Below are 25,613 nucleotides of genomic sequence, written 5' to 3' on the forward strand. Positions count from 1 at the left end.
TCACTTCGTCAGCTCTAACGTCCAATGCTCAACAAATGACCGATACCCCAACCGAGGATTTGATCGATCAACAAGAAGAACAAGGATGCGAAAAACACCATAATCAACACCATAACGGTGGTAATCATCGTCTCATTGCGTGAAGGCCACACAACTTTAGACGTTTCCGTTCGCACTTCTTGCAAAAATTTAAACGGGTTCATCACGGGCTAAGTCCTGCTTGCTTGCGTTGAGCGACAAATAAACGCTTGATTTCGTTTGCTTTGCCGACGAATTAGGGGCGCGAAAGCAGATTTGTCCAGCTCGCGCGCCCTTGAAAGTCATGTGGTTCTAATCTGTGTTATGAAAATTCTCAAGGGGCATAGGAGTAGAAATCGTGATAAATATCGCATATTTCAATAGGAAATAGAAAAAAGCCCTCTCCTCAACCTTCTACTTAAGATGAAAAACCACCGTGGCCAACCCTGAAACTACTCATCATATACCATCAGTTTCAGTGGTTATTCCAACTTATAATGCCGCGCATTGTCTTGAAAAAACGCTTGAATGCTTGGCTACATTAGAAACCATCATTATCTCAGATGGCGGCTCTAGTGACACAACATGCGACATTGCCAAAGAATATGGGGCAACATTAATCCAAACAGCAAAAGGTCGTGGGCCGCAGTTAAAAGCTGGTTCTGAGGCTGTAACAACCGATTGGCTTTTGTTTCTTCATGCCGATACGCTGCTTGATCAACAGGCAATCGATGCTATCGATCGCTTTATGGAAGATCCAGCGAATCGACAGCGCGCTGGATATTTTCGTTTCAAATTAGATGAAGACAGCCCGCTAGCTGCAAAGTTGGAAGACACCGTGGCTTGGCGATGCAAGAAATTTGCCCTGCCCTATGGCGATCAAGGTCTCCTCATCCATCGCGATTTCTTGGCAGCGCTGGGAGGCTATGCAGCGATACCCATCATGGAAGATGTCGAACTCGTACGCAGAATCACGAAAACGCATGGGGAAAATGCGCTCATCAACCTTGAAGCTGATGCTGTAACCAGTGCAGACAAGTTTTTGCGCGACGGTTATCGTTGGCGTTCAACAAAGAACTTGTTTTATCTGTTTTTGTTTTGGCTCAAAGTACCACCGCGCTTGATTGCTAAACTCTACTAGTATCGAAATACTCGCTTATGCACCGACACGTCATCTTGTTTGCCCGTCCCCCACGCTATGGCTGTGGTAAAACCCGCCTTGCGCGTGACATTGGCAAAGTTGAGACGCTCCGGTTTTATCGCAACAATCTAAGCCGTGTTTTGGGACGTTTGAAGACGATGCCTTCGATCAAGCTATCTGTTGCCCTTACGCCAGATAACGCAATTTATGAATGTATAGGCCCGCATTTTGGTGATTTGGCGCTTATGCCACAAGGCCATGGCGATCTTGGTGCTAAGATGGCGCGAGCGCTCAATCACCAAGACATTGGACCAACGCTTATTATTGGCAGCGATATTCCAGACATTTCACCAGCCTATATCGATGAAGCGTTCAAAGCGCTGCACAGCAATGATGCCGTGTTTGGCCCCTGTGATGATGGCGGCTACTGGTTGATTGGTCTCAAAAGATTATCCAATACACCTTCTCACTTTTTGAAGAATATTGAATGGTCGACATCACAAGCACTTCAACAAAGCGTTGCCACCCTACCCAAACAATGGAAGGTTGGTTATATCTCCACCTTAGATGATATAGACACAGGCGCTGATTTGGCTGCTTGGCAGAAAACCAACACGGGACGTTGAGACCTTTAATGGGCATTGTAACAAAATATGCGAACCCAACGCGCTTTCTAAAGCTGTCTGGCGTGTTGCTGCCAATTTTCATTTCATTGGCAGTGGTGCTGTCACTTTGGGGACTTTACCTCGCTCTGTTCGTCGCGCCAGAAGATTATCAACAGGGCCAAACCGTTCGCATCATGTTCATTCATGTGCCATCTGCATGGCTCTCCATGTTCTCCTATACGTTGATGACATTATCTGCGATTGGCACCTTGGTTTGGAAGCACCCACTTGCTGACGTCTCCGCTAAGGCCATCGCGCCACTTGGTGCTGCCTTTGCGTTTTTGACATTGGTCACAGGCTCTATCTGGGGCAAACCGACATGGGGAACGTGGTGGATATGGGATGCCCGCCTCACCTCTGTGTTGGTGCTTTTCATCATCTACTTAGGCCTCATCACCTTGTGGCGCGTGATTGATGAACCGGCAAAGGCTGCGAAAATTACATCCGTTATGATCCTTGTTGGCTTCGTGAATATTCCAATCATCAAGTTTTCAGTGGATTGGTGGAACACATTGCACCAACCAGCAAGCGTGCTTCGTCTGGACGGCCCTGCGATACATCCTGATATTTTGATCCCACTTTTGGTAATGGCTTTCGCTTTCAGCTTTATCTTTTTATCGCTGCATATGATTGCTATGCGCAATGAAATTATGAGACGCCGTATCCGCTCCCTACAAAGCCGGATTGCAAACCAAAGCGCGCCTCATATGATGGCCGAGCCAGCGGAGTAATTGAGATGTTTACAGGACAACTTGGCTTCGTTACCGCCGCTTATGCAATTACTGCTACCGTTATGATTGGCCTTATTATCTGGGTACTAATTGACCGCGCAAAGCAAAAGGCAACATTGAAGAAACTCGAAGACGCGGGCATTACGCGGCAGGATGCGAATAACTCATGACCAACACGCCAAAACCCGCCAAATCTAAGCGCCCATCCCTTTTTGCCTTGCTACCTATCATTTTGTTCTTGGGGCTTGCAGGTCTGTTCTTCTTACAGCTTATCAGTGGGCGCAATAATTCAGATGTCCCTTCAGCCCTCATCGGCAAAAGTGTTCCAGCCTTTGAATTGACAGCCCTTGAAGGCACCGATTTTCCGAGCTTCTCCAGTGAAAGCGCCAAGGATAACAAGCTAACCCTCATCAATGTGTGGGCATCGTGGTGTGCACCTTGCCGTGCTGAGCATCCTTTTGTGGAGGCCCTGAGCAGAAACAAGCACCTCACCATTTACGGGTTGAACTACAAAGATACTGACGAAAAAGCCCGCGCGTTTTTGGACGAACTTGGCAACCCTTATGATGCCGTCGGAGCTGACCATAGCGGACGGGTCGGCATAGATTTTGGTGTTTACGGCGTGCCAGAAACTTTCGTGGTCGATAAATCGGGCACTATTGTTCACAAGTTTATTGGCCCAATCACCGCAAGTCGGTTACAGGATGAACTTGTTCCCGCTATAGAGCGGGCGTTGAGCAAAAAACAATAAACAACACCAGTCGAGACGATTAGATGTCACATCCCCTTTGCGGTGCAGATTTAAAAACACTCGCGCATGTCTTTTCCAGAGGTGGATGGCCGAGCGCTGGCAACAGATTGAAGACGGCTGGCATTTGGGGCGCTGCCCTTGGTCGCTCGCCGATTTCTGCGCTTGAAAAAATGTTGGTTGAGCCAAAGCTTCCCGCACTAGACGAAATGCCAGCACCAATTTTCATCCTCGGCCATTGGCGCTCAGGCACGACGCACCTTTACAACACCATGGTGAAATCTGACCAATTTGGTTATGTGGACCCAATCACCGTGGGCTTGCCGTGGGATATGTTTTCCATCATCAAAACGCTGCGCCCCTTGCTAGAGCGTACGATACCGCGTGATCGTTATATTGACGCAATCCCCGTCACCCCTGACGCGCCGCAAGAAGATGAAATCGCCCTTGCCAGCATGACCCCGATCTCATTTTATCATGCGATCTATTTTCCAAAGACGTTTGACCAAGAACTCAATCGCGGTCTTTGGCCAGATCAATGGAATGACGAAGAACGCGCAAGCCGCGAATATGCATTCACCCATTTCATGCGCAAACTTGCAAAGCAGCAAGGCAAGCAACTGCTCATCAAAAACCCAGTCTATACGGGCTGCCCGCAGTTTTTGAAAAGCATCTTCCCCAATGCAAAATTCATCCACATTCACCGCAATCCATTTGAGGTGTATTTGTCGATGCGAAATTTCTACCACAAACTCCTGCCCGTCTTCGCGCTGCAAGAGTTTGATCATGTGGACGTGGATGAGACGGTGCTTAAAACTTATGATGAGATGATGCGTCGCTTTGAGCGTGAGACCGCAGACTTCACCGCCCCTGATTTTGTCGAAATTGGATATGACACGTTGAGCGCAGACCCTATCGGTTCGCTAGAGAAAATCTATTCGACCTTGCAACTGGACGGTTTCGATACTGCAAAGCCTGCCTTTGACAACTATCTTGGCTCTGTGAAATCATACAAGAAGAACGCCTTCAAAGGATCACCCGAGATGGCCGCCAACGTGGAAGAACGATGTGCTCATTTCATCAAGAAATGGGACTATCAACGACCTGAGGTTATTGGCTAAAAATGAGACGGGGGGCAACAATAAAACGGATCAAGAAGACAGCGCCTTTTGCGCTTCTTGTGCTGCTTGCCAGTTGTTCTGAAAAAATCGAAAATGCCATCTACTCCCATGAGCAATGCCATCGCCTGACGCTCACAGATAGCAACACAGGCCTTTCGGTTATAGGTGCTGAGGATATGGCAAAACTACCTGGTGGAGACCTTCTGGTAACCGCCTATGATCGCCGCTCAACCACTGACAATGGCACGCCACCCGAAGGCGGCATTTACATTGTTCCTGCCAAGCAGCTTGGTGAGAAGGAAATCAAAGTTTCGTCCCTGTTCGACACGTTCCCCGGCGGCTTGCGCCCACATGGTGTGGATGCGGTGCATTTGAAGAATGATTTTGTGAAAGTTGCTTTCGTCAATCGTTCGTATGAAACAAAAAACGATACGACGATAAATGCGCCGACAATTTATACGTTCTTGCTCAAAGGCAAAACTGCCTTTGCACCAGAGAAAATTGCTGGTTCTTTTTGCCGCGCCAATGACCTTGTCCTTGCCAATTTGAGCGAAGCGGCAATCGCAGCGAAAGAACCAGTTTACGGGAACATCGATCAGTCACCATTAAACCCGCACAACAGTCTAAATTTCCAAGCCCGCCAGTGGACAACACTTGATCGCCGTTATTGCGAAGGTATTGCGGCGCATTTTGAAAACATCACAGGCATGAAGGCTGGATCAGTTTCGGCCCAGCCATTGCGCTTTGCTGATAAGGTTGATGCCTACCCAATTTTTAAATCAGCAGAGAAGCTTGCCTTTCCCAATGGTATTGGCATTCAGTTCAAAGATCGTCCTCTCGGTGACAACAACTTCCTCGTTGTTGCAGAAACCCGCGCCAATCAATTGCGCTATTTTCCAAAGACTGACCGCCGAGATGTTGTGAAGCTTGATGGTAGTCCAGACAATCTCAATGTCGGCAAACCAGGTATAATCCAAGTGGCCGTTCACCCCAGCCTGTTCAAGCTTGCCCTTTATCGATACGGCTGGAAAAAATACGCCCCATCCCGCATTCAAAAAGTAACTGGCACTCAAGTTTTGACCCTATTCGACGACCCCTCAGGGCGCCTTTATTCGGCAGCCTCCATCGCCGTGCAAACCGCTGGCAAACTGGTGCTTGGCAGTGTGGGTGACAAAGGCCTTCTTGTTTGTAACGGAAGGCAGACATCATGAACGAACTTGTTCTTGTCACTGGTGCAAACGGTTTTGTTGGTCGTCATCTCGTGCGTGAATTGCTGCAAGGTGGTTACCAAGTGCGCGCTGTAGATCGTTCTTTTGAAAATGCGCCAGAAGATGGGGCAGAACGCATTGAAGCCGACATCTTAGATGCGCCCATCATGCAAGCTGCAATGGATGATGTAAAAACCGTCTACCACCTTGCCGCCCTAACATCCTTATGGATGCCGGATGAAAGCGCCTATCAGACTGTCAACGTAGAAGGCACGCGCACGGTGCTACAGGCCGCTCTTAATGCGAAAGCCGATCGTTTTGTTCATTGTTCAAGCTTCGTCACCGCCATCACAGGGTCAGCCAGCCGCAATGAGCGCTCAGTGGCAGACGATGACATTGGAGAACCCGCCGACCTTTTTGGTGCTTATGCCCGTTCTAAACGACGGGGCGAACGGGTGGTGATGGACGCAAAGTTTTTGATTGATACCATCGTGGTAATGCCTTCTGCTCCAATCGGTGCAGGCGATCACAACATGACGGCACCAACCGGCCTGCTGCGTGATTTGGTCAACGGCAATATCCCTGCAACGCTTGACCAACTAATCAATTTCATTGATGTGCAGCTGCTAGCAAAAGCCATCGTGCAAGCAGGCGAACAAGGGCAACCGGCAAACCGCTATTTACTCTCTGGTAAAAATTGGAGAATGGATGACTTCTTAGTGCATCTTGAACAGCTTACAGGCATTGATATGCCAAAACGTCAGGTTCCGTTTAGCCTTGCGCTGATTGCTTCTTTCATTGAAGAAAAAATCTTATGCAAATTCTTGAAGCGACCGCCTAAAGCACCGTTTTCGGGCGTGCGCTTTGCGGGGCGAAAGCTGGTGTTTGATGCAACCAAAGCTCAGGCAAGTTTTGATATGGACTTGACCCCACTCGATGATGCTTTGATCGAAGCCTTGTCGTGGCTATCAAAAAACGGACACCTCAACCGCTCAGTACCCGCGTTTGATGAATTCGAAGAAGAAACGGGCCAAGAGACAGATCACGAAACAGATCAAGAGGATGGTGACACCCCCTCTCAGGATCAAGAATAAGTCCGACCCTTCCAAGCACCACCTCGGCCCCGCCAATGGTTCAAGGCCGATGAGATCGTCATCATCATATAGACAATTGCTGATAGCGGCAGGATGAGCGCCCATAAGGGTGACTTCTTATAGCGGCGCAGTGTCGGTGTATAAGCCAAAGTCATACCGACATAAGCTAATGCACCGAGTGTGGACGCTAATATCGATCCATGCAGTGACAATGTCAGGAATACCATAGGCGCCACAAGATACGTCAGCGCCATGCCGATGACAGAACCAAGCAGCAAAAGACTTGAAAACCGAAGTTGCGTAAAGGCCGTTCTGGCCACCATTTTCCAAATCGTATGCAGCTCGCGATTATCGCGCAGACTGACGACACCATCATCAAAACCGAGCCATGTAGAACGTTTCGCGCCGTTGGGGTCTTTCAATGCTTTGCCCAGCGCGCAATCATCAATCAAATCGCCCTTGATTGTCTCAACGCCGCCGATCTCATCCAGTGCCTTGCGCTCAATCAACATGCAACCACCCGCTGCCCCGCCAATTTTTGAGGCAGGATGGTTGATGGCTGGAAAGGGATAGAGCTTTTGAAAAAAGAAGATGAAAGCAGGCATCAACAGCCCACCCCAAAATCCACGTGCATCAAGCATTGCCATGATGGAAACCATCGCCTGCTCTTCTTGCACGGCTTTAGAGACAAGCTTGGATAAAGTACCGGGCGCGTGTTCAATGTCCGCATCACTTAGCAAGACATAGCTAGCCTTGGGTGCAATTTCTTTGGCAGCCACGAGCCCATTATTCACCGCCCACAATTTACCGGACCAACCATCGGGCAAATCTTTGCCCTCAATCACATGAGCGCGGTTGCTGCCAAGGGCGCGAACAAGGTCTCCTGTTCCATCGCTTGATTGGTCATCAACAACAATCAGATCAAGCTGGCCTTGGTATTCATTTTCAAGGTGTCTCTTTGCAACCGCCTCAATTGTTTCTGCTTCATTCCTCGCGGGAATAATAACGACTACATCAGGCCATTCCTCATCGCGCAAAGGAGCGCTGGCTTTCAACACCTGATTGGATAACCAAAAACGATGATGAAAGACCAATAGGTAGATCCAAATTGCACAAGAAAGCCCTGTCACAAAGATGATAAAATCTAAAAACGTCATAGTTTTCCATATGGTGATTACTGGTATTTGATCAAGTCCATCGCGCTTTGGTTGTCAAGCGCCGCTGCAATCACTAAACAGGGAAATAATATTTCAAGAGGACGACGACAAATGTCTGAAACAGGCGCTTCAAAATTGTTGAATGAAACGATCGAAGCTTCATCCGGCAAAGGTGCTGGCGATGAGAACTTTCCTGTCGGCTCGTTTTTGATCGCCAAAGAGTTGCGCCCTCATGTGGCCGCTTATTATGATTTCGCCCGTGCAGGTGATGATATTAGCGATGACACTGATCTTGCAGCCGACGATAAAATTGCACGCCTCACAGCCTTTGAGACAGCCCTCATGACACCTGATATGGCGGTAGATGGCACGCAGAAAGCGACCAAGCTTCACGCTAGCCTGAATGCTTGTGAAGTGCCGTTGGAGCGCGGACGCAAGCTGATTGATGCCTTCCGCCAAGATGTCTTGAAAAACCGTTATAAGACTTGGGACGAGCTGATTGATTATTGCACCATGTCTGCTGATCCCGTTGGTCGCTTTTTGCTGGACCTACATGGGGAAGACAATGCTGGATTTAAAAACTCAGATGCTCTTTGCACAGTGCTTCAAATTTTAAACCACCTGCAAGATTGCGGTAAAGACAAGCACGAAATCGACCGCGTTTATCTGCCGTCGGATTGGCTGGAAGCGCAAGGCATTAACGCGGATGTCTTAGATGGCAATCACACGCCGCCAACGCTTCGCCATGTGCTTGACCAATGTCTTGATGGTTGTGAGCCGTTGTTGGCGTTATGTCGCGATTTGGCACCTCGCCTCAAAAGCCGCCGACTGGCCGCCGAATCAACCGTGATCGTGCGCTTAGCCCACAAACTCCATGCCCGATTACGAACAGGTGATCCTCTGGCGACCCGTGTAAAGCTTACAAAGCTTGATTTTGCCGTTGCAGGCTTTTACGGATTGATGCGTCTTATCTTCCACGTGCAAAAACGCTAGTTTAATTCATGTCCCTTGCTCACCTCGGCCCCATTGAAACCCATGCGAATTTTTCTGATCCGAAAGATTATGCAGAGCATTTGATGACAAAATCAAAGTCGTCGTTCACGCTCGGTATGAAAGCGATGTCAAAACCGCGTCGTGAGGCAATCTTCGCCGTTTATGCCTTTAGCCGTGTGGTCGATGATATTGCCGATGAAGAAGGCGATTTGGATGAGAAGCGCCAGCTTTTGAAAGATTGGCGCGATGAGGTGGCGGCTCTTTATGACGGAGCACCACGCTCGCTGATCGGCAAAGCCTTGTTAGAGCCTATCCGCACATTTCAAATTCCAAAACAAGAATTGGTCTTGATGATTGAAGGCATGGAAACCGATGTGAACGGTCCCGTGCAAGGTCCATCGCTTGAGGGTTTGCTTGATTACACACGCCGTGTTGCTGGCACTGTTGGCATGATGTCGATCCGCATTTTTGGCGTGTCCGCAGGCGAACCGCGCGACCGATTTGCGCTGAACCTTGCTGACGCGCTTCAGCTCACCAATATATTGCGTGATGTGGAAGAGGATGCCGATATTGATCGGCTTTACCTGCCAGCAGAGCTACTGCAGAAGCATGGCATTACAACAACCACACCACATGATGTTGCAGGCCATGACAACCTTCGCGATGTCTGTCGTGAAATTGGGAAAATTGCCCGCGCTCGTTTCATTGAGGCACGCCGCGCGTTGGATGAGCTTGAGGGTGAGCCAACACGGTCTGCGTTGATGATGATGGGTGTTTATGAAACCTATCTCGACCGTATGGAGGCCGCGGATTTCGTGCGTGATCCCGCGATCCACAAACTCTCTAAATGGCAAAAGCTGGGGCATGGCCTTCGCTATGCCTTTTTCTTCCCGAAGCGTCCATTGCCTGCTGAGCCTTTACCAGCCCCTGCTTTATCAAAGATCACCGCTTCATGAGTGGCACAGTTCATATTGTTGGGCTTGGTGTTGCGGGCCTAAGTGCGGCTGTGCGACTTGCCGATGCTGGGCGCGATGTGAAGCTTTACGACGGTGCAAAGGCTGCTGGTGGACGTTGTCGTTCGTTCCATGATGCGAAGCTTGATTGCTTAATTGATAATGGCAACCACCTTCTCCTATCAGGCAACAAAAGTGCTCTTTCTTATCTCGATTTGCTCAACGCCCGACACGAGCTTGAGATTGCGGATGCGGCAACCTTTCCATTTTATGACCATGCGAGCAACGAGCGCTGGTCTGTCACCTTGGACAAAGGCTTGATCCCGTGGTGGGTGCTTAAAAAATCGCGCTCCATTCCAGGTGTTCGCTTGTCAGAATTTGCCAGTGCGTTGAAGTTTCCTTTTGCGGGGGCTCAAGCAACCATCGAGAGCTTAACGGGCAAAACAGGCAAACTATTCGAACGCTTTTGGGAGCCGATGACATGGGCAGTTTTAAACACAACGCCTGATCGTGCCAGCGCAAAACTGATGTGGTCGGTGTTTGCCGAGACATTCGCCAAGGGTGGCACCTATTGCAAGCCGATGATTGCCAAGCGTGGATTGAGCGAAACCTTTGTTGATCCAGCCCTCGCCTTCCTTGAAACCAAAGGCATCAAACCACAATTCAACACACCGTTGAAAGAGATGGAAATGGCCAATGGCAAAGTAACGCGCGTTCACCTTGGCGATGAAGTTATCAACCTTGGCACACAAGACACCGTCGTGCTCGCCGTTCCCCGTGCACAAGCAGCGCGGATATTGTCGGATAGTTCTATACCTGATGGTGATACCGCCATCGTCAACGCCCATTTCAAAATGGCGGACACGTGGAGTGCGGATAAGTTGCCGCCACTCTTGGGACTTGTAAATGCCAAAACTCATTGGATCTTCGTTCGTGGCAATATCATCAGCCTAACAATCAGTGCGGCAGATGCGTTGGGGTTAGACCGTATCTCTGAAGATGACCTTCTCCCCCAATTATGGGACGAAGTGGTTGCCGCCTTAGATTTACCCACTGGCACAACCTATGACGCTGGCCGCTTGATCCGTGAGCGCCGCGCGACCTTTGATCAATCCCCTGAAAGCGTTGCAAAGCGCCCTGCTGCACAAACACAGTTTTCTAATCTCGTCCTAGCAGGCGATTGGACAGACACTGGTGTGCCTGCAACCATTGAAGGCTCAATCCGCTCTGGCGAAATGGCTGCAAAGGCGGTTCTTTCATGACGGTTGGTATTGTCTGCGGTTTTCAAGCTGAGGTGGATTGTTTTTGGCAGGCTATTGATCACGTTGGTCTTGATCGGGAAGCCTTCAAAATCATTGCGTCCGGCTCTTCTGCCCAGCGCGGACGGCAAGCTGCTGATCATCTTGTTCAGCAAGGGTGCAGCAAGCTTTTATCATTTGGCATTGCAGGCGGTCTCACCCCTAAGTTGCGGGTTGGGGATGTGGTTTTTTCAAACCATGTCGTCACCACCCTTGATGAGAGTTACGGCAAAAGACCTGCGACCAAGAAGGTCGATGGCCTATCTTTAGGCGGTGCAAAGCCTTTGCAAATGAGCGTGTGTGGTGTGGATGAAATTGTGTTTAATCCAACCGACAAAGCCAGATTGCACCAGCTAACACGCGCCGCCATCGCTGACATGGAAAGCCACGGTGTTGCACGCGCTGCGAAAGAGGGAGGTATCCCGTTCTTCGTATTGCGCTCAGTCTCAGATGCTGTCGGTGATCACTTGCCGGAATTTGTAGCAAATGGCGTGAATGAAGACGGCACGCCGAACCTCAAGCCAATTCTGCTTGCGCTTTTGAAGAACCCATTTCGATTGGGTGCATTGCTAAAGCTCAAAGGGAATACCGATACAGCATTAGCAGCTTTGCAATCTGCTGCTTGTCGTGAGTTACCCAAGCTTACCTGAGGGGTACAGCTAGAGAAATAAGCTCAGCGCGATCCATGTAACGATCACACCCCAAAAGCACATATTGATAAAAGATCGCAGAATACCGCCGTCTTCTTCAACCGTGATGCCGATCATGTTTATGACCACTGTTCCAGGCAGGAGAAAAAGAGCCGCAATTGCTTTAACTATCCACATTGGATGTCTCCTTCTTGCACATTCGATTTAGCTTGATTGAAAGCATCCGCCCTGCCCCACACAGGCGGATTTTGAAAGGGGTCTAGATTTCGAGCAAGCCACAAGCTCGTCGCAATCCGCTCTGCCCTTGTTAGAATGTCTGCAGCCTCTACATCCGTGAATAGGTCACCAACGGTTTCAGCAAACAGGCCGAGCCACGTTTGAAAGTGATGAATTTCAACACCATCAATCTTTTGATGCGCTGGCACAGGCTTCCCGTCATATTCGCGAGTTTTAAGCAGAACAGAGCGCCAAAATCGCTTCATCGTCTCAAGGTGCTCATGGTGATCACCTGAGATGTGCTGTTTGAAGATCGGGCCAAGCTTGTCATCAGCAAAAACGCGCTCATAAAACTGGTCAACCATCAGGCTGATTTTATGCTCAGTTACACCCTCGCCCATAGCAAGTTCCGGCTTCATCTGTGGTTCGTTTCTTGTCATGACTTATACATTCATTTAATTTGTATCTTTTATATAGCATCACTTTATGCTAAAAACAACATATTAGATGTATCTATTGAGGATATCATGCGATTAAGCCAAGCCAGCGATTTTGCGTTTCGGATCTTGATGTTACTTGAGAACCAAGCAGAACCAATCACCGTTGACGAGATTGCCAAACGACTCCAGTTGGTGAAATCTCATGTCATGAAGATTGTCTCCAAGCTTGCAAAAGCTGGCTTCGTCACCTCCCATCGTGGACGCAGCGGCGGTGTTAGCCTTGGCCAAAAAGCAGAAGATATTTCGCTTGGTGACGTCGTCCGATTAATCGAGAATGACTTTGCTATCGTTGGCTGCATGCAAGAACCAGCGGCTGCCTGCGTCTTGACGCCTGCCTGCAAATTGCGCGGCGTGATGGTCAATGCACAACAAGCATTCTTGGATGTTTTGGACAATCAAAGCTTAAAAACGATTGCCTTTAATCCTGCCGATCTTCTCACCACGCCACTTCAAAGCGAATAGGCATAAAAAAGCCCCGATCAAAAATCGAGGCTCTTAAATTCGTAAAATTGAAACGGACTATTCAGCCGCGTCCAATTTATCAAGTTGCTCTTGGACCAACTCATCATAAATATCATGCGCAGGGCGTGCCGCATCCATGTTGATCTCTGGCGCCATTGGGCCATCAAGTTTTGGCCCTTTGATGCCAAGCATCATAGCTTTTAGCGGATTGTTTGTTGCATCTACCGCTGCTGTCGGCTCATAGCCACAATGCGCCATACAGTCAGCACATTTCTCGTAGCGGCCTGTGCCGTATGCATCCCAATCAGTTTCTTCCATCAGCTCTTTATAGCTGTCGGTATAACCTTCACCCAAGAGATAGCAAGGCTTCTGCCAGCCAAACACATTACGTGTTGGCATGCCCCAAGGAGAACACTGATATTGCTGATTACCAGCAAGGAAATCGAGATATAAAGTTGAGTGTGAAAGGGTCCAGTTGCGGCCCTTACCGCGTTTGAATACTTCACGGAAGAAATCTTTGGTTTTCTTACGGTTCAAGAAGTTGTCTTGATCAGGTGCACGCTCATAAGCAAAGCCCGGAGACACCGTAACGCCAACATCGAGGTCACGACAGAAATCGAAGAATTCAACCAAATCGTCAACAGGGTGACCATCAAACACAGTACAGTTTGTGTTGACTTGGAAGCCTTTTGCTTTGGCCGCTTTGATCGCGCTTACCGCTTTATCAAAGATACCCGCACGACAAACTGATTTGTCGTGGTGATCTTTCATGCCGTCCAAGTGAACAGAGAAGAAGAGATATTTTGAAGGTGTGAAGAGGTCGAGTTTCTTCTCAAGCAAAATTGCGTTTGTGCAAAGCGACACGAATTTTTTGCGCGCTACGATACCGTTTACAATATCTACAATACCATTATGGATCAGCGGTTCGCCACCTGGAAGAGCGACAATCGGTGCGCCACATTCATCAACGGCTTCAAGACACTCTTCAACGCTCAAGCGTTGTTTCATGATTGGTTTTGGGTAATCGATTTTACCGCAACCAGCACATGCCAAGTTACACTGAAAAAGAGGTTCAAGCATCAACACCAAAGGGTAATGCTTATTGCCCTTCATCTTTTGCTTCATCACATAAGCGCCGACTTTGGCTTGCTGAAATAGAGGTACACTCAAGACAGTATCCTTCACTGTTGGTGCTGTATGGGAGGACACAGCACGCTAAATCGTTGTTAGACCTACTGGCAAAATCCAAATCAGTCCAGTTATTTTGATGTCAAATTGGTCACATTTACAGCAAAAACAAGTGTGATTGCCGTAACAAGTTGCCTTGTGCTCCAATTCTTATTTGCTAAATCCGTGCAACCTCCGCAGGAAGCTTGAACTGCATATCCTCTTTTACGCCGTCACGAATGATGATTTTGGTTTGTCGAAGTTGCGAAAGACGCGTCAACGTTTCTTGGACAATCGAATCAGGCGCCGAGGCTCCAGCCGTCAATCCAATACGCTTCACACCATTCAACCACGCCGGATCGAATGCATCAGCGGTCTCCAATAAATGGCTTTCTATGCCCTGTTCAGTGCCAATTTCTCGCAACCGATTAGAATTAGAACTGTTGTGCGCACCCACAACCAATAAAAGATCAATCTCGCCCAACATATCTCGAACAGCGGTTTGCCGATTTTGCGTTGCGTAACAAATGTCTTTCGTATCTGGGCCAACAATCGCGGGAAAGCGCCCACGCAGAACAGCAATGATGCTTTGTGTGTCTTGAACGCTGAGTGTTGTTTGAGTGATGAAGGCAACTTTGTCAGGGTTTTGAATGATGAGATCTCTCGCCTCTTGTTCATTCGCAATCACATGAACAGGTTTGGGAATTTGTCCAACCGTCCCCTCAACCTCAGCATGGCCTAAGTGGCCTATAAAAACGATCTCATACCCTTGCTCGGCATAACGACGGCCTTCGATGTGGACTTTTGAGACCAATGGGCAAGTCGCATCAATAACTTTTAACGTTCGATTTTGAGCATCATCTTCGACCAAACGAGAAACGCCATGTGCGCTGAAGATTGTTACAGCGCCTGTCGGAACTGCATCGAGTTCGTCAACGAAAACTGCACCTTTATTCCGTAGTTCATCGACCACGCGTTTGTTATGCACGATTTCATGGCGGACATAGACGGGCGATCCAAACTTGATCAACGCACGTTCGACAATCGTAATCGCGCGTTCAACGCCTGCACAAAACCCTCTCGGGTTAGCCAAAAAAACTGTCAGTTCAGCGGCTTCTATTCCATTTTTTAAAAATGCAGCAGCGTGGTCACCAGCCAAGCCCGCCTCCATCTCGTTATAAAGTAGCTCCCGCAAACTACTTAAATGCAGAAGGAAAAAGGAACTTTCCTCCAATTATAATTAAATGGCATGCTTAATGCCCACCAGCACGATACTGGACAAAGCAGAGTTACTTTGTCCAGTGCTAGACCCAAATACAATGTTTTGTGATCTTCGTTACAACTGGGATAGTTACTAAGAGGCGATGAACTTTTTCAGGAACCTAACAAGGCCATCACCACCGGATTTCTTAATTATACCGCCAAATTCTGAGCGACGTAGGATAACAGCAGACACGCCACCAGTGGTATAATCGATCACACGATATTTACCGCCAATAACGCGCATGCGCCATACAACGGTGAAAGTGCGGCTACGGCTTGGAATTTTTGAGGTTACCAAAACGTCGCGACGAACAGTGCGTGCTTTCACAACTGATCCTGCTTTCGACCCACTGCCGCTGAACTGTTTGAAATACTGCTTAGCAATGTAGCTCGGCAATAGTTTGCGCACTTGTGAGCGTTGGCCTGACGTAACTTTTTTACCTGCCTTGCCAAGCGTAGCATTTGTCCATGTTCCAATAGCAAAATGTCTAGAAACCACAGAGCGGAGGCCACCTAAACTGCCTGATGATCTATGCGCCGATTTCAACAAAGCATCCACCTGCCTAATCGCAGCCTTCTCAGCGCCCGATTGCGCAAGGGCCGGATGAAGAGGCGCTAATGCGAAAATGATTGTAAAAAGAGCAAGACTATAAGTCCAAAAAAGCCGTTTTGTTGATGAGAAGCCTGAGGCTTGTTTGGTGGCGGTAGATAGCATTAAAAAAATCCCTTGTTGCGTTAACAGCCAAATGACATCGAAAGATGCCCGAAAAATGGCCGACCATCAATTTTCTTTAAAACCAACCATTTATGAAAGTTTGCAAAGAAGCTTGAATCTGATGTGTATTAAATAAGCCATGCTCATTATTTGCACAAGGCACCCTAAGGCTTCAGATATTTTTTTTCTTAAATTTCTCAATAATATCAATGATTAACGGCGTGATCACGATCGTTGACATTAAGGTGCAGAAAATTGCAATGGCCAACATTTGCCCCATACTCGCAGTCCCTCGATGATCAGAAACACCAAGAGTTGCAAACGCGGCAATGGTTGTAAGTCCGCTAAACAACACAGCCCATGGCGTGCTGGATTGATAAAGTCCTGCACTATCTTGTGAGCGCTCTCTGCGGGTAGCAATGTGAATACCACTATCAACGCCAAGCCCTATTAAAAGCGGTAAAACGATTACATTTGCGTAGTTAAACGGGATCGCAAAGATGACGCTTGCAGCTCCTGTTAACAGCCCAGCCATGATCAAAGGCACGATAATAGCAAGAACGGTGGACGCTTGCCGCAGCACAATGAAAGACACGATCAAAATACTAATTGCAGCCAAACCGACCGCAAGAGCCATCGCTTTTGATACCGTTTTGCCCGCATTGGCAATTTGTAAAGGCGCACCCGCCGCGGTTTCATCAAACTGCTCTACAGATTGGACGAACGCATCCAAAGCCTTGCCATCGCGCACGTCACCGTTTGGTACAATGTCAACGCGCCACTGCTGATCTGCGCCGATAAAACGTTGCTTGAAGAAGTCAGGCACATTTTCAAGCGTCACGAAGTCCACAAGCAGCTGGGCTTCGATTGCTTTGATGAGCGCTGGAAAGAAGCGGAAGATATCGCCTTCAACCTGCTTTTGCATGCCCGTTGTTTCGCTACTGAGTTTTGCCAGCACAGATGAAAACGCAATCGCCGCCGGACGCTCTACCTGTTTCGCCAATCGCTCGCTTAAAGCAACAAGCGGGGTTTTTCCTTCTGGCAAACTAGCATTTTCCAACCCCTCGCCCGTCGCAATCGTATCTAATGTTGCAAAGGACAGATCGAGAATTTCAAACTTTTCATCTTGGTTTTCCGGCACAAGGCTACTCAGCGTGCGAGCTGAATGAACGGTATCGAGCGCCTCCACTGCCTGCGCTGCTTTATCAGCTTCTTCCAAACTCGAACGCATCAAGCTCAAACGATAAGGCGCCGTTTCCACTCTTTCATGCAATAGCCCCAACGTTTTCATGGACGGACTGTCAGGATCACGCAAAGCCACTGGGTCAGCATCAAAGCGAACGTCAGAAATCACAAATAAGGCGGCGACCGTTAACAACACCAACACGGTGGCAAGCACGGGTCTTCCTGCCTGAACAAGATGAGCAAAGCCAGAAGCTGACGCTTTGTCCGCGCCATTCGTTTTTGTTGCAAAGCGCTCGAACCAAGGAAACGCAACAATTAATGCTGGCACCATCGTTACTGATACAGTGAAAGCGACCAACACACCCACAGCACCCAAAATGCCCAACTGCGCCATACCGACAAAATCCGTTGGAGCAAAAGACAAGAAAGCAAGCGCAGTGGTCAACGCGCTTAAAAGAAGCGCACCGCCTATCCCGCGCCCCATCGCTGTTAGCGTATCAACGGTGGTTTCCTGATTTTCATCGCCTAAATGCGCAAGCGCATGAATGGTGAAATCCAGACCAAGCCCAACCAGCAAGACAATAAAAGCGACAGAGACGAGATTGAGATCACCAAAGAAGGCGGCCGCAAAACCGGTGGTCAATATAAGAGCAGAGATCAGCGCGACGAAAGTCAAAGCAACACCTCTCGTAGAGCGGAATGCAACCCACAAAAGAACCGCGACCAGCAAGAATGAAAGACCAAGCGATAAGGCAATCCCATTTGACACGCTTTTAAGCTCTTCAAAGCGCAAAGCAGGATCACCCGTCACGCCTATCGTCGTCAGGGCTTTAATGTCCTCATCAAGCTCATCGATCGCTTTATGTAGCGCGGCAATTGCTGCTTTTGCAGGCTGGATGGCCGTGAAGTCAAACACCGGCGTTGCATAAAGAAGCCGCTGAACCTCGCCTCCCCCTGCTTGTTTCGCACCACCCTCAACATCAGTTGAACTATTGTCTGTACCAGACGCTTTCGCCCATGAAAGCGGAAGCGCGTTGCCGCTTTGCCGTGCTTCAATGGTCTTTGCAACGTCAATATAAAAATCATCCAAAAACGCACGATCAAAATCTGCCTGTTCGGCTAATTCTTCTGCGGTAAAAAGCGAATGAAAGAAGTTATCAAACGTGGGAGTTTCCCGAAGGCTCGCCAACAAGGACGCCGACTTATTAAGCTGATCTAGCTCAGATTCTAACGTTTCCTCGTCTTTATAAAGCAGACCATTTTGTTTAAAAAACGAGGACGCTGCCGGCGAGAAAACATTTGTCAGGTTGGCGCTATCTTTAAGTGCTTCCACAATTTTCAAAGCCGCCTCATCAGCGGCATCAGGCACTTCAGATCGAATGACAATCACCAAACTGTTTTTGATGCTTGGGAAATTCTTATTAAAGGCATGTGTCTTTTGCTGGAAATCAAGGGCCGATGAAAGCATCTTGCTGCTGTCGGTATTAACACCAAGAAAGCTAACCGCAGCAAAGATACTCAACCCAATCAACATGAGGTAGATCAGCAGGCAGGTTTTCGCCTTACGTGATGCTAAGTGCACCAGCTGAGAAATCAGGACATCAAAGGTTGAAAACATGCAATTTTGGCTCATTCATCAAATCGAGTGCAATCTCTTTAGCATTGTTGCCGATTAATCACAGCTTTAAACATTTTTTTGCCCAGACGTTATTGGGAAAAGACCAATTGTTTGGTATTGATTCCCAACACGAAATTCGCGATGGACTTATTTATGCTTTCAGCTCAAAAACCTACCGCCTCTTCTGCTCTTAAGAACGGGTTCTTTCTATCTGTAGGTTTATTGCTTGCTGGCTGTTCTTCTGTTCATCAAAATAACAGTGCGCTGCTTATTCAGCCGGATGTTAAAACGCAGGTTGCAGCCTCTCCTCTCGCTAACCCGAGAGCAAACCCAACCACGCCCGCGAATTCGATTGACGCCTCTTACACAACATCATCCCATTCTTCTTACGGTCAAACCACAGAAGCATCGGCTAGTGATGTTGCGCAGACGGAAGATGAACTTGTCATCAACGATAAGCACGAAGGCTTGAACCGTTTCTTCTTCGGATTTAACCGCGGCCTTGATCTCGTGATCGTTCGTCCAATTTCAAAGGTCTACGGTGCACTTGTTCCAGGTCCAATTCGTTTGGTAGCCCGCAATGGCCTTCGACATCTTGAAACGCCTGGTGATTTGATCAATTACACTTTGCAAGGCAATGGCAGCGAAGCAGGAACAACGCTGAAGCGCTTTGTCATTAATTCAACCCTTGGACTTGGTGGTGCATTCGATGTAGCAGACCACCTAGGCACATCATACAACCCGACAGATTTCGGCCTTACATTGGCTGAATGGGGTGTTGGTGAAGGAAGCTATGTAGTGAACCCATTGCTTGGACCAAGCACTGTGCGTGACACCTTCGGACGCATTGGCGACATCGCTTTGTCTCCAACCACTTATATCGGCATCTTTACTGATTTCAGTTATGGTGGCGCAATTGCTAACGGCACAAACATTGTTGATCAGCGTCAAAGAAACGGCGAATTGTTAGACGATGTTATCTTTGCCTCACCTGACCCTTATGTGACACTTCGCTCTACTTATATACAGCGTCGCCGTTCGTTGGCATCGGGTAATGTTATCGGTGCAGAAGGCATGGAAGCACCACTCCCTGAAATCCAAAGTGCGGGTCAATAATACCCCTTTGAAAATTAAGCGGGAAATTCCAAAAATTTTGCTTGAAATCTAATTTGAACCACTGTATCAGCGTGTTCAAATGCCCCTATAGCTCAGCTGGTAGAGCAATTGATTTGTAAGTAGCGGGTCGAAAATCAAAAACTCATTTGACTTGAATGAGTTAGCGATTAAAAAGTCATCAAGTCATTTTCGGCGTAGGCGAAACGTAAGTCTAGCGCTGAAAGCAGTGCCCCTATAGCTCAGCTGGTAGAGCAATTGATTTGTAATCAATAGGTCCGCGGTTCGAGTCCGTGTGGGGGCACCATTTCACCATTTTATTGATCGTTATACTAGCTCATCAAGTCCGATAACATTCTGTTTTTGTTCAACAATATAGCATTTATCGTCTTTTATAGTCCAATTAGGCTTGATGGCATCCGTTGGTTTTTGTTGGTTTATTTGTTGGTCTTTTCAATTTTGCGCCCCTAAAGTTGATTAAAAGACCAACAAATCATCACTAGGAACGATCATGCCATTGACAGATACCGCTATTCGAAACCTCAAGAGCACAGGAAAACCAACGAAACATAGCGATAGCGGTGGTCTGCATATCTTACTTAGTGCGCAAGGCGCAAAACTTTGGAAAATGGCCTATCGCTTTAATGGAAAACAAAAGACGCTGTCTTTTGGCATCTATCCCGCCGTAACCCTTGCCCAAGCACGAAAGAAGCGCGATCAAGCAAAAGAGGCAATCGCACTTGGGATTGACCCATCCGAGCAAGTAAGACAAGAGAAAGCTCTTACACGGCTTAATGCTCAAAACACTTTTGGGGTAATCGCAGAAGAGTATCTGGAAAAATCGCGCAAAGAGGGCATCGCGGATGTCACACTCAATAAGAAGCGATGGATACTAAGTCTTTGTGAAAGCCAGCTCGCCCATCGCCCTATTGATGAAATCTCTGCAACTGATGTTCTAATCCCTTTAAAAGTTATCGAAGCGAAAGGGCATTATGAGACCGCCCGCCGTTTGCGCGCAACAATAGGCCAAGTTTTCCGCTATGCAATTGCAACAGCACGGGTAGATAACGACCCTACCTTTGGGCTGAAAGGCGCTTTAATAACGCCGACCGTATCCCATCGCGCCGCGTTCACTGAACGAGGCGACTTTGCAGGCCTGTTAAAATCAATCTGGCAATACGAAGGAATGCCCGAAACCATCGCGGGGTTGAAGCTCATGGCTTACCTATACCCTCGCCCCGGTGAACTTCGCCAAGCTGAATGGAAAGAATTCGACTTAGAGGCCAAAATGTGGAGCATTCCCGCCGCTCGCATGAAGATGCGCCGCCCGCACAAGAAACCCCTTTCAGAAGCGGCTGTAGACGTGTTGCGCGACCTTTACCAGATAACGGGCCATCGCGACCTCGTTTTCCCCTCTTACCAAAGCCCACGCCGCCCCATGAGCGAAAATACCCTAAACCAAGCGCTTCGCCGCATGGGATACGATAAAACCCAAGTAACCGCCCACGGTTTTAGAGCGTCTGCATCATCACTCTTGAATGAAAGCAGCAAATGGAACCCTGATGCTATTGAAGCAGAATTGGCCCATGCAGGCACTGATGAGGTCCGCAAAGCCTATCATCGCGCTGCTTATTGGGATGAACGGGTAAAGATGTGTGAATGGTGGAGTCAAAATATCGGGGAAATGTTCAATTAGCGCGGGATAAGACTACTTTTTAGCTTGGTTTGTATTTTCCTGTCCAACAAGGTCCGATATTTTAGGCGTCTCCCAAGACGTAAAGGACTTAAATCCTGAAAAATCAACAAAGCATCAAGCAAATCGCTAAACTAAAATATCCAACTCTAACGGAAAAACAGTTTGCGAATATCAAAAACTTCCTCTTCCCATTGAAGGGAAAACCATCAACGGAATTGTCCGTGCCCCCTGATATTGTAGCCGCTGTTTATTTCATCCAAGAATTAAACGATTACACGCCCAAGCAGCTTGAACATTATCATTGTTTCTTGATAGCTGGGCAACTTGCTGAAAATGAGCAGCGCCATCGTTTCAACTTACCTTCTGCTATATTAAATTCGGATGAGTACGACTTTTGGTGCAAACATGATTTTTTGACCATTGACGAATTCGCAGCTTTGCTAATCGAACGGAAGCCGGAAGCCGTCAACATCGACAAAGTTTTGAACCAGACAGAGCCGTGTAACACGGGTAGGCAATTCGCAGAGATATACCGCTTGTTAGAACGCGCTCAAAAAATGAAGCGCCTAGATGAATATGCGACGCCAACGGATTTAATCAATTGGGCTATTTTAAAAGATTTGGATGTACCAAAACCCCTTAAAACCAAAGCAACAAGATATGCTGCTTTAGATAGCTGCCCCAAAGACAACAACAACATCATTCAACTACCCAATGCAGAAACTTCAATGAATGATGAGCCAAAGTTTGCCACAACTAAGAAGACGGAAACTCAATTGAAACTCTTGGCAGGCGCAATAATACATGGTTATGGCCTAGACTTGGACAACAAACGCCATGATCAAATTAGAGAGTTAACGGAAGATGTGAAGTCACTCGGTTTGTCTATTAGTATTGAGACTACACGCGAGCACGTCATGAATGCCTTAGACTTGGTTCCAAGAAAAACAAAGTTACGTATAAACAAACCGAATTCCGTTAGGGGCTAAACGGGTTTCGCGGAAATTCTAATTTGAACAACATAACTTCACCTCATGTTCAACAACACAAGGTGAAGCAATGTCAGACCAACCTACACAACAGACTTCCGGCTTTCTCAGAGTCAAAGATATCATCGCACCAAATGGGCCTATTCCCGTTAGTCGCTCCACATGGTGGCAGGGCGTGAAAGATGGCCGCTTCCCCAAACCCTTAAAGCTTGGCGAGCGCGTTACCGTATGGCGCGTTGATGATATCCGCGACCTTATCGAGAACGGGGTAAAGCGCGATGGCTAAGCGTCTCAATTGGCGCAAGGTCAAAAAGCATCATAGCTATACGGTTGATGAAGTGGCTCGCTTGCTTAGTGTTCACAAGGGCACTGTGAGGCGATGGATCAAGAACGGGCTTAAGGTTCTGGATGATCAACGCCCATTGTTGATCCTTGGCCCGGACCTTATCAGCTTCTTGCAAGACCAAGCGCCAAAGAAACAAACATGTAAGCTTGATGAATGCTATTGCCTGAAATGCAGCAAGCCTCGCAGGCCAGCTTATAACGAAGCTGAGTTCATGCCAGACAAAGCTCATTCTGGCAGGCTACGGGCGCTTTGTGAGGAATGCACAACAGTGATGCACAAGCAGGTTTCTTTGAAGCATATCTCCGTTTTGAGAGGCTTGGTGAACCTTGATATTAGATCCCCTGATTAGCTCTTGGGGGGCATTCAATCTTTGACGCATTTGACAAGCCAGACCCGCGCTTATCCAGCATTTGAGATATCCCGAGAAATAGCGGGGGTGTGCCAAAAACAGTGTGCACATTTAGGAAAGCAGGTTCACCCCTAATAGAGTGCTGATTACCCAGCCTGAATGTTCACTTTGAAAGGGGGCAAAAAACCATGACGAAGCACAACACTAAAAACGAGCGTATTAAGCGCAAATATTACATCTATCTTAGGGAAGCAAAACGCTTGTCTGAGAAGAGTATCGACAATGCTGCAACTGCCATCGCAGCCTTTGAACAATCAACCAACAAACGGGACTTTGCAGGCTTTCATATAGAGCAAGCAAAGAAGTTCAAACGGGAACTAAACGAAGCGGATAACTCCAAGACAGGCAAGCCGCTTGCTAAGGCGACAATTCGAACACGGTTGAATGATGTCAAAGCGTTCTTTCATTGGCTGGCTGGGCAAGCAGGATACAAATCTAGAATCTCATATTCTGACTGCGAGTATTTCAACCAACCCGCAAACGATACCCGCATTGCATTGGCAACTCGTGAAAAGCCCGTTCCTTCCATCGAACAAATCCGCCACGTGCTTTCTTCTATACCTAATGAGACCATCATCCAGAAACGGGACCACGCTCTTATCGCCTTTACGCTTCTTTCAGGTATGCGAGATGATGCCATCGCGTCTCTTAACGTTGGGCATGTGAATTTGGAGAAGCGCCGTATCTTCCAAGATGCCAACACCGTGCGCACGAAGTTCAGAAAAACACACAACAGCTCATTCTTTCCCGTTGGTGACGACATCGAGGCGATTGTCCGCGATTGGATTGATACGCTCAAAATAGAACAGCTCTATAGCGATGGCGATCCGCTCTTCCCATCTACCCAAATTAGCCAAGATGAAAACGACCAATTCGCAGCCACAGGCTTAACCCGCAATCATTGGTCAAATGCAAACTCAATACGCAAGATATTCAAGCAAGCGTTTGAGACTGCCAACCTTCCCTACTACAACCCCCATTCCTTCCGTGACACACTCGCGAGGCTAGGACAACAGCTCTGTCATACACCAGAAGAATTCAAAGCGTGGAGCCAGAACCTAGGTCATGAAAAGGTCATGACCACCTTTACCAGCTATGGGAGAGTTGAAGGGCATCGGCAACATGAAATCATGGAGGTTGTTGGTAAGCAAAGCACGACAGGGTCGGATAGCGATCCAGATGCTCAAACCATCGCTGCAGTCCTTCGACACCTTACCAATCAGACCAATTCTGATAAAAAGGGGAATGTTTAAAGATTTGTTCCTTATGAGAGGTTTAACAACGGCTCATGATCTGATTATCACCAATATGATCTTAAGCGAAAAATTCCAATAATCAGCCGACAATGGTTCCTTTCCGAATACTCAGACAAATCATCTTTTACCTCAACGCGCTAAACAAAGTCAAAGTCACCTGCATCTAGATCAATCACGTCGAAGTCCCGCAGTCGGATAGTGCCGGAGCCGTAGTCGATGAGAGTATCATCTCCGCCAATCACGGTGAGAGTGAGTGATGCAAAGTCGGTGCCTAATGATGAAAAATCAATCGTGTCGAAATTGTCTTCAAAATCATTGATCACATCGCCACCATCATTGGCGTTGAAGATGAAGGTGTCGGGGCCAAAGCCACCCGTCAGCGCATCATTGCCACCCCCGCCGGTAATCGTGTCACGGCTTGATTGTCCGCGTATGATGTCACGCTCACTGCTACCAATGAGAATGTCAGCACCAGAGCCACCGTCAAGCACGTTGTTCTCACCTTCACCGGCGATCAACGTGTCATTGCCTGCCGCACCCACGAGGCGGTCCGTGCCGTCGCCACCATTTAAGATGTCATCGCCACCTTGGCCGTTGAGACGGTCATTGCCGTCGCCACCATTGATAATGTCATTTTCGGTGCCGCCAAGTAGGAGGTCAGCTCCTTCTCCGCCATTGAGGGTGTCTTCACCCTCGCGGCCTTCAAGACGGTCGTTGCCGATGTTGCCAGTTAGAACATTCACACCTTCATCACCGCGCAAAATATCATTGCCGCTTGAGCCTGTGAGGTTTTCAAAGTTTGAAATGATATCTCCTTCAGCATCACCCCCGCGCGAGGCGCCGTTGAAGAGATTGACGATGACGGCTACCGCACTGCCTTCATGGCTCAACGTATCATTAC

General features: G+C 48.0%; 28 protein-coding genes and 1 tRNA gene. 20 read left to right on the forward strand and 9 right to left on the reverse strand.

The features are described 5' to 3' along the window. Positions 1-14 precede the first annotated feature (14 nt). Complete coding sequence (secE, locus tag ABJO30_00225) at positions 15-203, reverse strand: preprotein translocase subunit SecE (protein MEP3231233.1); 189 nt, start codon at positions 201-203, stop codon at positions 15-17. A 251-nt stretch (positions 204-454) separates the two neighbouring features. On the opposite strand from secE, the gene ABJO30_00230 reads away from it, so the two are divergent. From ABJO30_00230 to ABJO30_00265, 8 genes are read left to right on the forward strand one after another with little or no spacing between them, the layout of a single operon-like run. Further along, a complete protein-coding gene (locus ABJO30_00230) occupies positions 455-1,159 on the forward strand; it encodes a TIGR04283 family arsenosugar biosynthesis glycosyltransferase (protein ID MEP3231234.1) in 705 nt (234 codons plus the stop codon). Positions 1,160-1,176: 17 nt separating this feature from the next. Continuing rightward, positions 1,177-1,785, forward strand: coding sequence for a TIGR04282 family arsenosugar biosynthesis glycosyltransferase (locus ABJO30_00235; protein MEP3231235.1), 609 nt, complete (start codon positions 1,177-1,179; stop codon positions 1,783-1,785). Positions 1,786-1,793: 8 nt separating this feature from the next. Next, a complete protein-coding gene (locus tag ABJO30_00240) occupies positions 1,794-2,555 on the forward strand; it encodes a heme ABC transporter permease (GenBank protein MEP3231236.1) in 762 nt (253 codons plus the stop codon). 5 nt (positions 2,556-2,560) lie between these two features. Next, positions 2,561-2,725, forward strand: a complete 165-nt coding sequence (gene ccmD / locus ABJO30_00245; GenBank protein ID MEP3231237.1) for a heme exporter protein CcmD — start codon at positions 2,561-2,563, stop codon at positions 2,723-2,725. Continuing rightward, positions 2,722-3,306: a DsbE family thiol:disulfide interchange protein gene (locus ABJO30_00250; GenBank protein MEP3231238.1), complete on the forward strand. Its 585-nt coding sequence runs from the start codon at positions 2,722-2,724 to the stop codon at positions 3,304-3,306. Before ccmD ends, ABJO30_00250 begins: the two co-directional genes overlap by 4 nt. A 23-nt stretch (positions 3,307-3,329) precedes the next feature. Next, on the forward strand, positions 3,330-4,424 hold the full coding sequence (locus ABJO30_00255) for a sulfotransferase (protein ID MEP3231239.1): 1,095 nt from the start codon (positions 3,330-3,332) through the stop codon (positions 4,422-4,424). Between the two features lie 2 nt (positions 4,425-4,426). After that, positions 4,427-5,635 (forward strand): hypothetical protein, encoded by a 1,209-nt coding sequence (locus tag ABJO30_00260; protein MEP3231240.1) that lies wholly within the window; start codon positions 4,427-4,429, stop codon positions 5,633-5,635. After that, positions 5,632-6,726, forward strand: a complete 1,095-nt coding sequence (locus ABJO30_00265; GenBank protein MEP3231241.1) for an NAD-dependent epimerase/dehydratase family protein — start codon at positions 5,632-5,634, stop codon at positions 6,724-6,726. Before ABJO30_00260 ends, ABJO30_00265 begins: the two co-directional genes overlap by 4 nt. Here the strand turns inward: ABJO30_00265 and ABJO30_00270 are convergent. Next, on the reverse strand, positions 6,717-7,883 hold the full coding sequence (locus ABJO30_00270) for a glycosyltransferase (protein MEP3231242.1): 1,167 nt from the start codon (positions 7,881-7,883) through the stop codon (positions 6,717-6,719). The two genes, ABJO30_00265 and ABJO30_00270, sit on opposite strands and share 10 nt — an antisense overlap. 111 nt (positions 7,884-7,994) lie before the next feature. Here ABJO30_00270 and hpnC point away from each other — a divergent pair, with 111 nt between their 5' ends. Genes hpnC through ABJO30_00290 form a run of 4 tightly spaced genes read left to right on the forward strand, consistent with a single transcriptional unit; the run spans position 7,995 to position 11,777 of the window. Next, a complete protein-coding gene (gene hpnC / locus ABJO30_00275; GenBank protein ID MEP3231243.1) occupies positions 7,995-8,876 on the forward strand; it encodes a squalene synthase HpnC in 882 nt (293 codons plus the stop codon). 8 nt (positions 8,877-8,884) lie between these two features. Further along, entirely contained in the window at positions 8,885-9,832 is a 948-nt protein-coding gene (locus tag ABJO30_00280; protein ID MEP3231244.1) for a squalene/phytoene synthase family protein, read from the forward strand. Beyond that, the gene (hpnE, locus tag ABJO30_00285) at positions 9,829-11,091 is read left to right on the forward strand and encodes a hydroxysqualene dehydroxylase HpnE (protein ID MEP3231245.1); all 1,263 of its coding nucleotides are present in this window, start codon (positions 9,829-9,831) and stop codon (positions 11,089-11,091) included. The genes ABJO30_00280 and hpnE overlap by 4 nt, the downstream gene beginning before the upstream one ends. Further along, positions 11,088-11,777, forward strand: a complete 690-nt coding sequence (locus ABJO30_00290) for a hypothetical protein (GenBank protein ID MEP3231246.1) — start codon at positions 11,088-11,090, stop codon at positions 11,775-11,777. The genes hpnE and ABJO30_00290 overlap by 4 nt, the downstream gene beginning before the upstream one ends. A gap of 9 nt (positions 11,778-11,786) precedes the next feature. On the opposite strand, the gene ABJO30_00295 is transcribed toward ABJO30_00290, so the two are convergent. Together ABJO30_00295 and ABJO30_00300 are read right to left on the reverse strand one after the other, a co-directional pair. Next, entirely contained in the window at positions 11,787-11,954 is a 168-nt protein-coding gene (locus tag ABJO30_00295; protein ID MEP3231247.1) for a hypothetical protein, read from the reverse strand. After that, the gene (locus tag ABJO30_00300) at positions 11,945-12,433 is read right to left on the reverse strand and encodes a group III truncated hemoglobin (protein MEP3231248.1); all 489 of its coding nucleotides are present in this window, start codon (positions 12,431-12,433) and stop codon (positions 11,945-11,947) included. The genes ABJO30_00295 and ABJO30_00300 overlap by 10 nt, the downstream gene beginning before the upstream one ends. An 87-nt stretch (positions 12,434-12,520) precedes the next feature. Between ABJO30_00300 and ABJO30_00305 the strand changes: the two genes are divergently transcribed. Beyond that, the gene (locus tag ABJO30_00305; protein ID MEP3231249.1) at positions 12,521-12,955 is read left to right on the forward strand and encodes an Rrf2 family transcriptional regulator; all 435 of its coding nucleotides are present in this window, start codon (positions 12,521-12,523) and stop codon (positions 12,953-12,955) included. A 57-nt stretch (positions 12,956-13,012) separates the two neighbouring features. On the opposite strand, the gene hpnH is transcribed toward ABJO30_00305, so the two are convergent. The 4 genes from hpnH to ABJO30_00325 form a co-directional block, all read right to left on the reverse strand. Continuing rightward, the gene (hpnH, locus tag ABJO30_00310) at positions 13,013-14,125 is read right to left on the reverse strand and encodes an adenosyl-hopene transferase HpnH (GenBank protein MEP3231250.1); all 1,113 of its coding nucleotides are present in this window, start codon (positions 14,123-14,125) and stop codon (positions 13,013-13,015) included. A gap of 175 nt (positions 14,126-14,300) precedes the next feature. After that, positions 14,301-15,227, reverse strand: coding sequence for a 4-hydroxy-3-methylbut-2-enyl diphosphate reductase (gene ispH, locus ABJO30_00315; GenBank protein MEP3231251.1), 927 nt, complete (start codon positions 15,225-15,227; stop codon positions 14,301-14,303). Positions 15,228-15,476: 249 nt separating this feature from the next. Next, a complete protein-coding gene (locus tag ABJO30_00320) occupies positions 15,477-16,100 on the reverse strand; it encodes an ABC transporter substrate-binding protein (GenBank protein ID MEP3231252.1) in 624 nt (207 codons plus the stop codon). 172 nt (positions 16,101-16,272) lie between these two features. Then, on the reverse strand, positions 16,273-18,903 hold the full coding sequence (locus ABJO30_00325; GenBank protein MEP3231253.1) for an MMPL family transporter: 2,631 nt from the start codon (positions 18,901-18,903) through the stop codon (positions 16,273-16,275). 141 nt (positions 18,904-19,044) lie between these two features. On the opposite strand from ABJO30_00325, the gene ABJO30_00330 reads away from it, so the two are divergent. From ABJO30_00330 to ABJO30_00360, 7 genes are all read left to right on the forward strand, one after another. Further along, positions 19,045-20,019: a VacJ family lipoprotein gene (locus ABJO30_00330; protein ID MEP3231254.1), complete on the forward strand. Its 975-nt coding sequence runs from the start codon at positions 19,045-19,047 to the stop codon at positions 20,017-20,019. A gap of 228 nt (positions 20,020-20,247) precedes the next feature. Then, positions 20,248-20,323 (forward strand) — tRNA-Thr (locus tag ABJO30_00335). Between the two features lie 204 nt (positions 20,324-20,527). Continuing rightward, positions 20,528-21,712 (forward strand): integrase arm-type DNA-binding domain-containing protein, encoded by a 1,185-nt coding sequence (locus ABJO30_00340; GenBank protein ID MEP3231255.1) that lies wholly within the window; start codon positions 20,528-20,530, stop codon positions 21,710-21,712. A gap of 221 nt (positions 21,713-21,933) precedes the next feature. Further along, positions 21,934-22,701 carry a hypothetical protein gene (locus tag ABJO30_00345; protein ID MEP3231256.1) on the forward strand — a complete coding sequence of 256 codons (768 nt, stop codon included), beginning with the start codon at positions 21,934-21,936 and terminating at the stop codon, positions 22,699-22,701. A gap of 70 nt (positions 22,702-22,771) precedes the next feature. After that, positions 22,772-22,987, forward strand: a complete 216-nt coding sequence (locus tag ABJO30_00350; protein MEP3231257.1) for an AlpA family phage regulatory protein — start codon at positions 22,772-22,774, stop codon at positions 22,985-22,987. Beyond that, a complete protein-coding gene (locus ABJO30_00355) occupies positions 22,980-23,396 on the forward strand; it encodes a helix-turn-helix domain-containing protein (protein ID MEP3231258.1) in 417 nt (138 codons plus the stop codon). The genes ABJO30_00350 and ABJO30_00355 overlap by 8 nt, the downstream gene beginning before the upstream one ends. Positions 23,397-23,584: 188 nt before the next feature. Continuing rightward, complete coding sequence (locus tag ABJO30_00360; GenBank protein ID MEP3231259.1) at positions 23,585-24,709, forward strand: site-specific integrase; 1,125 nt, start codon at positions 23,585-23,587, stop codon at positions 24,707-24,709. 140 nt (positions 24,710-24,849) lie between these two features. Here the strand turns inward: ABJO30_00360 and ABJO30_00365 are convergent. After that, on the reverse strand, positions 24,850-25,613 hold a 764-nt coding region (locus tag ABJO30_00365), incomplete at its 5' end, for a calcium-binding protein (protein MEP3231260.1).

This window comes from Hyphomicrobiales bacterium (genome assembly GCA_039973685.1).
Classification (GTDB): domain Bacteria; phylum Pseudomonadota; class Alphaproteobacteria; order Rhizobiales; family JACESI01; genus JACESI01.

Bases quoted from the DNA above. Each gene is read 5' to 3' on its own strand.
- secE (MEP3231233.1), bottom strand. From the start codon at position 203: ATGAACCCGTTTAAATTTTTGCAAGAAGTGCGAACGGAAACGTCTAAA.
- ABJO30_00235 (MEP3231235.1), top strand. From the start codon at position 1,177: ATGCACCGACACGTCATCTTGTTTGCCCGTCCCCCACGCTATGGCTGT.
- ABJO30_00240 (MEP3231236.1), top strand. From the start codon at position 1,794: ATGGGCATTGTAACAAAATATGCGAACCCAACGCGCTTTCTAAAGCTG.
- ccmD (MEP3231237.1), top strand. From the start codon at position 2,561: ATGTTTACAGGACAACTTGGCTTCGTTACCGCCGCTTATGCAATTACT.
- ABJO30_00250 (MEP3231238.1), top strand. From the start codon at position 2,722: ATGACCAACACGCCAAAACCCGCCAAATCTAAGCGCCCATCCCTTTTT.
- ABJO30_00255 (MEP3231239.1), top strand. From the start codon at position 3,330: ATGTCACATCCCCTTTGCGGTGCAGATTTAAAAACACTCGCGCATGTC.
- ABJO30_00260 (MEP3231240.1), top strand. From the start codon at position 4,427: ATGAGACGGGGGGCAACAATAAAACGGATCAAGAAGACAGCGCCTTTT.
- ABJO30_00265 (MEP3231241.1), top strand. From the start codon at position 5,632: ATGAACGAACTTGTTCTTGTCACTGGTGCAAACGGTTTTGTTGGTCGT.
- ABJO30_00270 (MEP3231242.1), bottom strand. From the start codon at position 7,883: ATGACGTTTTTAGATTTTATCATCTTTGTGACAGGGCTTTCTTGTGCA.
- hpnC (MEP3231243.1), top strand. From the start codon at position 7,995: ATGTCTGAAACAGGCGCTTCAAAATTGTTGAATGAAACGATCGAAGCT.
- ABJO30_00280 (MEP3231244.1), top strand. From the start codon at position 8,885: ATGTCCCTTGCTCACCTCGGCCCCATTGAAACCCATGCGAATTTTTCT.
- hpnE (MEP3231245.1), top strand. From the start codon at position 9,829: ATGAGTGGCACAGTTCATATTGTTGGGCTTGGTGTTGCGGGCCTAAGT.
- ABJO30_00290 (MEP3231246.1), top strand. From the start codon at position 11,088: ATGACGGTTGGTATTGTCTGCGGTTTTCAAGCTGAGGTGGATTGTTTT.
- ABJO30_00295 (MEP3231247.1), bottom strand. From the start codon at position 11,954: ATGTGGATAGTTAAAGCAATTGCGGCTCTTTTTCTCCTGCCTGGAACA.
- ABJO30_00300 (MEP3231248.1), bottom strand. From the start codon at position 12,433: ATGACAAGAAACGAACCACAGATGAAGCCGGAACTTGCTATGGGCGAG.
- ABJO30_00305 (MEP3231249.1), top strand. From the start codon at position 12,521: ATGCGATTAAGCCAAGCCAGCGATTTTGCGTTTCGGATCTTGATGTTA.
- ABJO30_00320 (MEP3231252.1), bottom strand. From the start codon at position 16,100: ATGCTATCTACCGCCACCAAACAAGCCTCAGGCTTCTCATCAACAAAA.
- ABJO30_00325 (MEP3231253.1), bottom strand. From the start codon at position 18,903: ATGTTTTCAACCTTTGATGTCCTGATTTCTCAGCTGGTGCACTTAGCA.
- ABJO30_00330 (MEP3231254.1), top strand. From the start codon at position 19,045: ATGGACTTATTTATGCTTTCAGCTCAAAAACCTACCGCCTCTTCTGCT.
- ABJO30_00340 (MEP3231255.1), top strand. From the start codon at position 20,528: ATGCCATTGACAGATACCGCTATTCGAAACCTCAAGAGCACAGGAAAA.
- ABJO30_00350 (MEP3231257.1), top strand. From the start codon at position 22,772: ATGTCAGACCAACCTACACAACAGACTTCCGGCTTTCTCAGAGTCAAA.
- ABJO30_00355 (MEP3231258.1), top strand. From the start codon at position 22,980: ATGGCTAAGCGTCTCAATTGGCGCAAGGTCAAAAAGCATCATAGCTAT.
- ABJO30_00360 (MEP3231259.1), top strand. From the start codon at position 23,585: ATGACGAAGCACAACACTAAAAACGAGCGTATTAAGCGCAAATATTAC.